Below are 9,235 nucleotides of genomic sequence, written 5' to 3'. Positions count from 1 at the left end.
AAGATGCATTTCACGGCCACAGGCCGGCATAGGCCGCCGGCCCCTGCCCTCACCGCCACCTGTGGTGAGCCGAGAGCATCACCCGAACACCGCCCTGCCCTGTCCAGGCCGACGTTTCCCGACCACTCCAGAACGCAGGCCGCCAACAGCGGCGTTGTGAAGGACCACGCTGCGCGTGGACTCGATGGTCCCGCGCGAACACGCGCTCGCCTGCAAAAGCGCCCGCCTCGTCCCACGCAGCTGGAGTTCATGCGGAATCAGGACCTGATCCTCGTCGCCTCGGCCGCAACGGTCACCGCGGCATTCCGCACCACCGTCGGCCTTCCGGGTCGCATCAGCACGAGATTGCAGCCCAACCACCCCACCGACGATCCCCGTGGAATCGCCGCGGCAACACTGGACGGATTGCTGATGGGCTGCGGAGACGCGGTCATCGGCATCAACCCGGCAACCGACTCCCCACACGCCACCTCGGAGCTCCTCCACCTGCTCGACGACATCCGGCAGCGTTTCGAGATCCCGATGCAGTCGTGCGTGCTGTCCCACGTCACCACGACCATGGCCCTGATCGAGAAGGGCGGCCCGGTCGACCTCGTGTTCCAGTCGATCGCCGGAACCGAAGGCGCCAACCGCAGTTTCGGGATCGATATCGCCACCTTGCGGGAAGCCAACGACGCAGCCCGCTCACTGCGTCGCGGCACTGTCGGCGACAACGTCATGTACCTCGAGACCGGACAAGGATCTGCGCTGTCGTCGAACGCGCATCTCGGGACCGGTGGCAAGCCCGTCGATCAACAGACCCTCGAGGCCCGCGCGTATGCCGTGGCGCGTGTCCTCGAACCGCTACTGGTCAACACCGTGGTCGGGTTCATCGGACCCGAATACCTCTATGACGGCAAGCAGATCATCCGCGCCGGTCTCGAAGACCACTTCTGCGGCATGCTGCTCGGCCTGCCGATGGGCGTCGACGTCTGCTACACCAACCACGCCGAAGCCGACCAGGACGACATGGACACGCTTCTGACGCTGCTCGGTGTCGCGGGTGCGGCGTTCGTCATCGCCGTCCCCGGGGCCGACGACATCATGCTCGGCTACCAGAGCCTGTCCTTTCACGACGCGCTCTACGTGCGTCAGGCACTCGCCCTCCGCCCCGCCCCGGAGTTCGAGGCCTGGCTGGCCGGGCTCGGCATGGCCGATGCCGACGGCCGCATACTGCCGGTCGACCCGGCGACCTCTCCCCTGCGTTCGCTGGCGGCGGACCGATGACCGCCGGCCACCGGCCTGCCGAGGACCACTGGGCCGAACTGCGATCGACCACCCGAGCTCGGATCGGCCTGGGCCGGGCTGGGACCTCACTCCCCTCGCGCCGGGTCCTCGAGTTCAAGGCGGACCATGCAGCGGCCCGCGACGCCGTGCACGAGCCACTCGACGTCGCCGACCTGGCGCGGCAGATCGGTGATCTCGACGTCGAGCCGGCACTGCATGTCCAGAGCCAGGCCGGCTCTCGCAGCGAGTACCTGCGGCGACCGGATCGCGGGCGGGCGCCCGCCGACCTGTCGCACCTGCCCGACACCGGCGCCGACCTCGCCATCGTGCTGGCCGACGGACTGTCGCCGCGTGCGCTCGGCGAGCACGGGCGCGGACTGCTCGAGGCACTCGTCGACACCTTGTGCCTGCACTACTCCCTCGCTCCCCCAGTGATCGCAACCCAGGCCCGCGTGGCGTTGGGCGACCACATCGGCGAGGCACTTCGAGCCCAGACGATGGTTCTGATCATCGGTGAACGCCCGGGCTTGTCGGTTGCCGACAGCCCTCGGCATCTACCTCACCCACCTCCCGCGGCCAGGCCGCACCGACGCGGACCGGAACTGCATCTCGAACATCCACCCGCCCGACGGCCTGGACTACGCGACCGCCGCCGCGATCACTGCGGCCCTGGTCGACGGCGCCCGAAAGCTGGGGAGGTCCGGAGTCGCACTCAAGGACACCTCTCGCGACCAGCTCGCCGACACCGACGCGCGAATCCTGGACGTCTAGAACGGCGGGACGCCCGTGCCGTCGGATCGGTCGACGTGTCCCACACCCGCCTGCCGTCGCGCGCAAGGCGACTCGGTCACCGCCGCCAATGGCGCATCGCCGATTCCACCGCGTTCTCGACGGCACCTCCCGTGTCGATGTCGACCGCATCCGGCCAGTGCTCGTCGGCCCGGGCGGCCATCTCGGCCGCGATCTCCGGGGTGGCGTCCGAATGATGCGCGTCGGCACGCTCGATGATCCGGCGTACGGCCACCTGCGGGTCGACGACGCACCGCATCTCGATCGTCGCGGCATGACAACTGTCGGCGACCGAATGGGCGAGACGGCGGAACTCGGCGTCGGTCCACGACGCATCGAGTATCACCGACTCACCGCGGATCAAGTGCTGCCTTGCGCGAGACAACAGCGTTTCGTAGACGATCCGGGTGTTCGCGGCGGAGTACAGACCGGCGCCGAAGTCGCCGGCTGTACCGGTGAGGGCTCCGGCGCGACGTAGCTCGTGGCGGACGGCGTCACTGGAGAAAAGCTGCGCTCCCACCTCGTCGGCCAACGCCCGCGACACCGTGGACTTGCCCGTGCCGGGAAGCCCGCCCACCAGACCCAACCGCACCTGCGCACTCCTGAGATGGTCGCGCGCCAGCAACGCATGCGACAACGCCCGCCCCGCACCATCCGCATCGCCCTGGGTGGCCCGGATCAGGTCGACCTTCGCCCGCACGATCGCGCGGTATGCGATGTACTGGTCGATGAGCGACCTCGGCGCCGAGTCGTTCGCTTCGGTCAGGTAGGCAGACACCAGCAGGTCGGCGAGCCGTCGGTGACCGCGATATTCGATGTCCATCGCCAAGAACGCGATGTCATCGACACCGTCGACGCTGCGCAGTCGGCTGTCGAAATCCAGGCAGTCGAGCACGAGCGGGCCGTCCGGCATGCAGAAGGTGTCCTCGGCCAACAGATCACCGTGTCCGTCCACCACCCGCCCCTCGACGATCCGCTCGTCGAAGAGCTCGTCGCGCCCGGCGATGAACTCCTCTGCGAGAACGCCGATCTCGTCCAGCAGGTCGCCGATGCGCTCCGGCGGCCCGAGTTCTCGGATCTCGCGGAGATTCGCCTGCCACCGATCCCACACCGCGGTCGAGGTGCCTTGTCGCGAGATCTCCGGGCCCCGGTCCGCGTCGTGATGGAACCGCGCGATGAGAGCGGCCAAGCGGCCGATCTCGGCGACGACATCCTCCTCGCCGTCTGGGCCGGATGTCTTCAGCAGGTTCGTGAGCTTGTACTTCTCCGGTAACCGGGCCATCACAACGAGCGGCTCCGGCGCCTTCCCTGGCGTGCACACATGTCCCACGCCGAGATACGCCTGTGGTGCCAGTCGCCGGTTCAGACTGACTTCGCGACGGCACGCCTCCTCCCGCTTCTCCACGGACCCGAAATCGAGGAAGTCGGTCACCACCGGCTTCTTCGCCTTCAACGCCCGATCACCACACAGCACGACGATGCCGCTGTGTGTCTCACGGACCTCGATGGCCTGTGCATGCTCCGACAGATCGTGGCCGGCCGGGTCCGATTGCACGCTCACCTCCCGTTTGCCTGATCCGTCTCCATCCTCGTTCATGCTCGACCGGTTGCGACACGGTCGTTTGTCCCTTGCTCTCCGCGTCGGGCATTCGACGCACCGTGCACCCCGGCCGTGGGAACAGGTGGGGCTGTCTCCGGTGGTGGGCCGACGACGGTCAGGGTTGCTCGGATCGTGCCGTCGGGCCCTGACCGATCCGTCGGCTCGCAACGACTCCGGCGGTCGCCGCCACCAGACTCGCGGCGAGCGCCACCGCGAGGGCGCCGAGCATGCAGACCGCGATCACCTCCGACGCCGAGTCCGAGATCCCCGTCCACGTCATCAGCGGCGAGAGCCGGTCACCCGAATCTCCGCCGTCCGGGATGGAGACGATCACGCCGACTGCGCATGCGTACCAGCCGATGGTCGTCCACGTGAACGCCCGTCTCAGACTCCCTGCGTCGCGCGCACGTCGATCGAACGTCGCGACGACCACCGGGAGGTACAGCGCGACGAGGACCGCGGGCGAGAACGCGAAGGCGAGAACCGAAGCCCAGCCCGCGCTACCGCCGAGGAACTCGCGGCCCAGGACGAAGATCACCAACAGGGCGATTGGCATCACCCAGATGAGCACTCGCAGGGTGCGGCCCAGGCGCCCGGACATCGTCATGCCCTCATTGAACCAACCGTGTCCGGGCGTCGTCGCACGGTCGACTCGTAGCGGTGGCTCGCGAACGCCGACTAGAACCCGACCGCGAGATTCTGGGTCGCCAGACGTCGCACACCCCAGAAATATGTGAGCAGCGGCATCGTGCACCACAAGAGGTTCAGGAGGACGAATTTGATCAGCAGGTCGGCGGGACTGGAGACGTTGTCCAGATTGTTGGCGATCTCGGTGCCGAAATACACTGCCGGAAGGGTGACTTCGACGATCATGCCGCCCATGATCAGCGAGAGCTGCGTGCTCGTGAATCGCTTGCCGTTCCTGAAGTACTGCACCAACGCGTAGAGCTCGAACACTCCCACGAAGAGCGCGATCCACTCGAGCGTCACGACGAGCGGGTCTCCGTTCAGATAACGGGCGTCACCGCCCAGCAGATAGGGCGACCACATGTACGTCCAGACCGACCCTTCGAGAACGCCTTGTTTGATCTGGTCGTAGAAGAACAGCCAGGGCAGTTCCCAGATGAACCTCGGTGCGAGGGCGATGAAGACCCACACGATGATCATGGCGCCGAGACGTTCGGACTTGGTTCGGTTGCGCTGGTCGGGCAGCGGAAGCCAGGGTAGGGCGAGCGCCGTGACGAAGACGGCGACGACGAGAATCACCATGATTGCCGAGGCGACGTTCTGCGGTACCCCCACTATCGCAGGCCCTCAACAAGATGCGTGCCCACGGACTGGTGAGCGTCGAGCATCCCCCGGGAAATGCCAAGTCCCGCGTCGTCCGGGTGACCGAGGTCGGTGCGCGCGTCGCAGCCGGCGTGAACGCGATGCACAGCGAGATGACCGCGGCGGTCTACGCAGACTCGCCAGATGGTCACCTCGAGGCCTTCCTGGCCTTTGTTCGAGCGTCTCGACGCGTACTTCGCCGAGGTGATCGACGGCGAGCGGAAGAGATGAGGCGTCTCGTCTCACCCAGACGTCTGTGCGGTCAGACCGCGCCCAGTCGAATGGGACCGGATTCGACGCTGGCTCAGCAGAACTCGAGAGAGACCAACTGCCAGCGGTATTCGGCGCGTTCGAGCGCGCCGCGCCCACCGACGGCGGGTGTTCGCGGACCCGGGGCACGGACTCGGACCGGCTTGCGTTCGACGCGGCCGGCGAAGACCCGGATCCGTCCGCCGATCAGGCAGGTGCCGAAGATCTCGGCCGCGCTCACGTCGCACAGCTGTGCGTGCACGCGCTGGATTCGCGTGCAGCCCGACTGCTGTGTCGTCGGTGCCGTGCCCGAGCCGACGATCCCGAACGCGTCATGGCGCACGACCGCGTCGACCTGATCGATCACATCCGGAGCAGCCGCGCCACCGAGTTGCGCCGAGCCGCGGCGCCGGTCGATGACCTCGAAGACGGCGCGCATCGTCGACACCGCGAATCGGTGTGCCTCGACTGCGGCGGTGCTGGTGCGGTTCGCTGCGATGGCGCCTTGCGGCATCCGTTCTCGCAGTCGGACGGTTCCGAGCCGTGGACTCCCTGCTGCAGCGGTGGCGCATACCGTCGGTTGACCTGCACTCGATGTTCGCATGCACGTTGGTTGCGGCCACTCGCCGCCGAGGTTCCGTCGCAGCGGGGAGGTCGTCAGCCGTCGGCGGAGAGAACCCGCTCGCCTCTCGTCGCGCGGCCGCGTTCAGCAGCCCGGCCCGGGATCCCGCGAGCCTGGCGGCGATGTGCTCGTCCACTGTCAGCGGGGGGGTGACGTCGTGCCATCGGCCGTCGCGCAGCACCTGTAGACCCTTCTCCCGGGCGGCGCACAGGAACCTCGAATGTCTCCACTGCGTGTCTCCTTGTTCCGCACCTGATGATGCGCCCCGAGGTGTCGCTTTCCCGGCCAGGCGGAGACCGTCCCGCCCTGGTGTTCGGGCGTCGCCCACGATACGAGGCGCAGGTCTCGTGCGCGCTGGATCTGCGCGCGTCGCGGATGTCGCACGGGGCCCAAAGACCCTTTTCACGACGATGGCGTAGGAGCACATTCGAGACAGACCACCGTCTGTTCAGCGTCCACACGACATCATGCCGAAAGGCCCGACTCGATGCCGCACATCCTCACCGTCACCATGAACCCCGCGCTGGACATCCACTCGACGGTTCCTCGACTGATGCCCGGCTCGAAGATGCGATGCAGCACGCCCCGATACGACCCCGGCGGCGGCGGGATCAACGTGGCGCGGACCGCCGCGCGGCTGGGGGCGTCGTCGACGGCGGTCATCGTCAGTGGTGGACATACCGGGCGACACATCGAGTCACTTCTGGCAACCGACGGGGTCGACTTCCGCGTCGTCCGGGTCGACGAGCCGACGAGGGAATCGTTCAATGTCGTCGAGGAAGCGAGCGGCGAGTGCTACCGGTTCGTGATGCCCGGGCCGCAACTGCACGCCGACGACGAGTTGCGTGCGCTCCGGGCCGTCGACGCCGCGGCGACGTCCGCGTCGGACCTGGTGGTCAGCGGGAGCCTGCCGCCCGGCTGCTCGCCGGGATTCTTCGGCGCCGTCTCGAGGATCGCCCGGGACCGCCGCTGCCGGCTCGTCGTGGACACCAGTGGCGCTGCCCTGCACTGGGTGACCGGCGCCTACCTGATCAAGCCGAGCGTCCGGGAGTTGCGTGAGTTCGTCGACGAACCGCTCCCCGACCGCCCGTCGCAGGTCGCGGCGGCCCGAGAGCTGATCCGACGCAACATCGGTCAGGTGGTCATCGTCTCGCTCGGTGCCGACGGCGCGTTGGTCGTCACCGCCGACGAGGATCATGACGTCCCAGGTGTTCCGGTGGATGTCGCCGGCACCGGTGTCGGCTCCGGCGACAGCATGGTGGCGGCGACCGTCGTCGCGCTGGCGCGCGGCTGGTCGATCGTCGACGCGGTGCGCTACGGCAATGCCGCCGGTGCCGCGGCGATGCTGACGCCGGGTACCGAGCCGCCCCGCCCCGAGGACGTCGACCGCTTGTATCGGGAAGCGTCACAGTCACTCTCGGACTGACGGCCCGAGATCGCGCACGTGGCCTCGGCGGAGCCGTCCCGCGGGCGTTCGTACTCGACGGTGATGATCATCCGCCCGGGCCGTCCGGGGCCGAGTCCGTCCCGGGCGGGCGGCTTCGTCGTGCGGAAGCGTCTGTCGCACAGGGGTGTTCACCGAGCGTGGGGACATCAACAGGGCAGGCTTCCAGGAATACACCGTCTCACCTGCGCGTTGGTAGGGGCGACGGGCTCGGGACCTTGAGTCCTAAGACCCTCGAAACTCGTCACGAGCTGCGTAGAACCAGAGGTAGATGGCTGATTTCAGACGACAAGGGAGGTTGGATCATGGCCACAACGCAGTTGGCGACTCGTTCGCTGTTCCCCAACATCGCTGAGTTCTTCAACAGCTTTCCCGCGGCGGATCTGCTCCGCTCGAACGGGCATCTGATCAAGGTCGAGGAGCAGGTCGAGGACGGCAAATATGTCGTGCGCGCCGAACTTCCCGGCATCGACCCGGACAAGGACGTCAACGTGACCATCCGCAACGGCACGCTGACCATCAACGCCAAGCGTGAGCAGCGTGAGAGCCGCGAGGGCTACTCCGAGTTCTCCTACGGCGAGTTCACCCGGTCGGTGACCCTGCCGCAGGGATTCGTCGAGAACGAGGTCAAGGCCGGCTACCGCGACGGCATCCTGACCGTGACCGTGCCCGTGGCCGAGGCGAAGGACGAGGGCACCGAGGTCAAGATCGAAACCGACTGACAGGCCGTTCGTCTCCCAGACCGCCCGCCCCGAGTCGCCAGTCTGTTCCCCCACCCCTCCGGCGACACGGGGCGGGTCTTTGGCTTTCAGGCGATCGGCGCCTTCAGGCCGTGGAGGAGTGTCACGAGCAATCGCTCGAAGATGTTGTCGCGCTCGTCTTCCGGCAGAAGCCTCAGCGGTCCCTTGATGCACAGTTCGGCGAAGCCGTGGACCGAGGCCCAGCAGACCATCTCCGCATCCGATCGGCGTTCCGGGGGGATCTCCCCCACCTCGACCATCTCGTCGAGGACGCTGTGCAGGATGGCGTAGGGGCCACCTCGTCGCTCGGACACGTCGGGACTGACTCCGGGGCGGGAGAACTCGGCGTGAAACGCCACCTGGAACAGATGCGGCTCGTCGATGGCGAACGAGGCGTAGGCACGCGCGGTCTCCCGAAACCGGTCGCGCGCGATGGACGCCGGGTCCTGGTCGGTGGACACCGTCGCGATCCGGTCGCGCATCATCTCGGCCAGCGTTGCCAGCGCCCGATCCGCGATCGATGACATCAATTCCTGGCGATCGGCGAAGTGCCGGTATGCGGCGTTGTGTGACACGCCGGCGCGGCGCGCGACCTCCCGGACCGTCACCTTCTCGGGAGCGCTCGTGCGGGCGAGCTCCCAGGCCTCGTCGATGAGGGCGCTGCGAAGGTTGCCGTGATGGTAGGTGGTGCGCGGCGAAGCCATGCCGGTCACTCTACCGAGTCGGGTCTGCTGTCCCGACCAGGGTGAACGCGCTCTCGCGAACTTTCTGACCAACGAATGTTGACAAGGACAACATTCTGCTTCATTCTCATGTTGACACTGCCAACACCTAGTGGTGACCATCACACCGGGCAGGCTTCGAGGAGGAACCACATGGCCACCGTCACCTTCATCAGCTTCGACGGAGAGAAGCACGAGGTCCCGTTCGTCGAGGGACAGAACCTCATGCAGGTCGCGATCGACAACGGGGTCTCCGGAATCGACGGCGACTGCGGCGGCGATGCCGCGTGCGGCACCTGCCACGTCACCGTCGACCAGCAATGGATCGCCGCGACCGGCAGCCGCACCCCCGCCGAGGAGCAGATGCTCGAGATGAATCCCGATTGCCAGGAGACCTCGCGCCTGTCGTGTCAGATCGCACTCGGCGCCGAGCACGACGGACTCATCGTCAACCTTCCCGAATTCCAGTTCTGA

General features: G+C 67.2%; 8 protein-coding genes and 2 pseudogenes. 5 read left to right on the top strand and 5 right to left on the bottom strand.

The window, feature by feature from the left end; all coding sequences use genetic code 11:
• Positions 1-243: 243 nt before the first annotated feature.
• Both eutB and eutC read left to right on the top strand, forming a co-directional pair.
• A pseudogene (gene eutB / locus GP2_RS17080) lies at positions 244-1,266 on the top strand (ethanolamine ammonia-lyase subunit EutB); the annotation flags it as partial.
• Positions 1,263-2,037, top strand: a pseudogene (eutC, locus tag GP2_RS17075) (ethanolamine ammonia-lyase subunit EutC). The pseudogenes eutB and eutC, both read left to right, overlap by 4 nt.
• Before the next feature lie 76 nt (positions 2,038-2,113).
• Here eutC and GP2_RS17070 read toward each other — a convergent pair.
• The 4 genes from GP2_RS17070 to GP2_RS17055 all read right to left on the bottom strand — a co-directional run bounded on the left by GP2_RS17070 (position 2,114) and on the right by GP2_RS17055 (position 5,747).
• Positions 2,114-3,616: a bifunctional aminoglycoside phosphotransferase/ATP-binding protein gene (locus GP2_RS17070; RefSeq protein ID WP_255218652.1), complete on the bottom strand. Its 1,503-nt coding sequence runs from the start codon at positions 3,614-3,616 to the stop codon at positions 2,114-2,116.
• 154 nt (positions 3,617-3,770) lie between these two features.
• Complete coding sequence (locus GP2_RS17065) at positions 3,771-4,262, bottom strand: hypothetical protein (protein WP_040527318.1); 492 nt, start codon at positions 4,260-4,262, stop codon at positions 3,771-3,773.
• A 71-nt stretch (positions 4,263-4,333) separates the two neighbouring features.
• Complete coding sequence (locus GP2_RS17060) at positions 4,334-4,924, bottom strand: hypothetical protein (RefSeq protein ID WP_083900269.1); 591 nt, start codon at positions 4,922-4,924, stop codon at positions 4,334-4,336.
• Between the two features lie 364 nt (positions 4,925-5,288).
• Positions 5,289-5,747 carry an Rv3235 family protein gene (locus tag GP2_RS17055; RefSeq protein WP_085950522.1) on the bottom strand — a complete coding sequence of 153 codons (459 nt, stop codon included), beginning with the start codon at positions 5,745-5,747 and terminating at the stop codon, positions 5,289-5,291.
• Positions 5,748-6,342: 595 nt separating this feature from the next.
• Between GP2_RS17055 and GP2_RS17050 the strand changes: the two genes are divergently transcribed.
• Together GP2_RS17050 and GP2_RS17045 are read left to right on the top strand one after the other, a co-directional pair.
• Positions 6,343-7,281, top strand: coding sequence for a 1-phosphofructokinase family hexose kinase (locus GP2_RS17050; protein WP_006901785.1), 939 nt, complete (start codon positions 6,343-6,345; stop codon positions 7,279-7,281).
• 323 nt (positions 7,282-7,604) lie between these two features.
• The gene (locus tag GP2_RS17045) at positions 7,605-8,021 is read left to right on the top strand and encodes an Hsp20/alpha crystallin family protein (protein WP_006901784.1); all 417 of its coding nucleotides are present in this window, start codon (positions 7,605-7,607) and stop codon (positions 8,019-8,021) included.
• Positions 8,022-8,107: 86 nt separating this feature from the next.
• Here GP2_RS17045 and GP2_RS17040 read toward each other — a convergent pair whose 3' ends face one another.
• Positions 8,108-8,743 carry a TetR/AcrR family transcriptional regulator gene (locus GP2_RS17040; protein ID WP_006901783.1) on the bottom strand — a complete coding sequence of 212 codons (636 nt, stop codon included), beginning with the start codon at positions 8,741-8,743 and terminating at the stop codon, positions 8,108-8,110.
• A gap of 171 nt (positions 8,744-8,914) precedes the next feature.
• On the opposite strand from GP2_RS17040, the gene GP2_RS17035 reads away from it, so the two are divergent.
• Complete coding sequence (locus tag GP2_RS17035) at positions 8,915-9,235, top strand: 2Fe-2S iron-sulfur cluster-binding protein (protein WP_006901782.1); 321 nt, start codon at positions 8,915-8,917, stop codon at positions 9,233-9,235.

The organism is Gordonia paraffinivorans NBRC 108238 (genome assembly GCF_000344155.1).
Classification (GTDB): Bacteria; Actinomycetota; Actinomycetes; order Mycobacteriales; family Mycobacteriaceae; genus Gordonia; species Gordonia paraffinivorans.
This window is presented reverse-complemented; position numbering and strand designations above follow the sequence as displayed.

Bases quoted from the DNA above. Each gene is read 5' to 3' on its own strand.
- GP2_RS17065 (WP_040527318.1), bottom strand. From the start codon at position 4,262: ATGACGATGTCCGGGCGCCTGGGCCGCACCCTGCGAGTGCTCATCTGG.
- GP2_RS17060 (WP_083900269.1), bottom strand. From the start codon at position 4,924: ATGGTGATTCTCGTCGTCGCCGTCTTCGTCACGGCGCTCGCCCTACCC.
- GP2_RS17055 (WP_085950522.1), bottom strand. From the start codon at position 5,747: ATGCCGCAAGGCGCCATCGCAGCGAACCGCACCAGCACCGCCGCAGTC.
- GP2_RS17050 (WP_006901785.1), top strand. From the start codon at position 6,343: ATGCCGCACATCCTCACCGTCACCATGAACCCCGCGCTGGACATCCAC.
- GP2_RS17045 (WP_006901784.1), top strand. From the start codon at position 7,605: ATGGCCACAACGCAGTTGGCGACTCGTTCGCTGTTCCCCAACATCGCT.
- GP2_RS17040 (WP_006901783.1), bottom strand. From the start codon at position 8,743: ATGGCTTCGCCGCGCACCACCTACCATCACGGCAACCTTCGCAGCGCC.
- GP2_RS17035 (WP_006901782.1), top strand. From the start codon at position 8,915: ATGGCCACCGTCACCTTCATCAGCTTCGACGGAGAGAAGCACGAGGTC.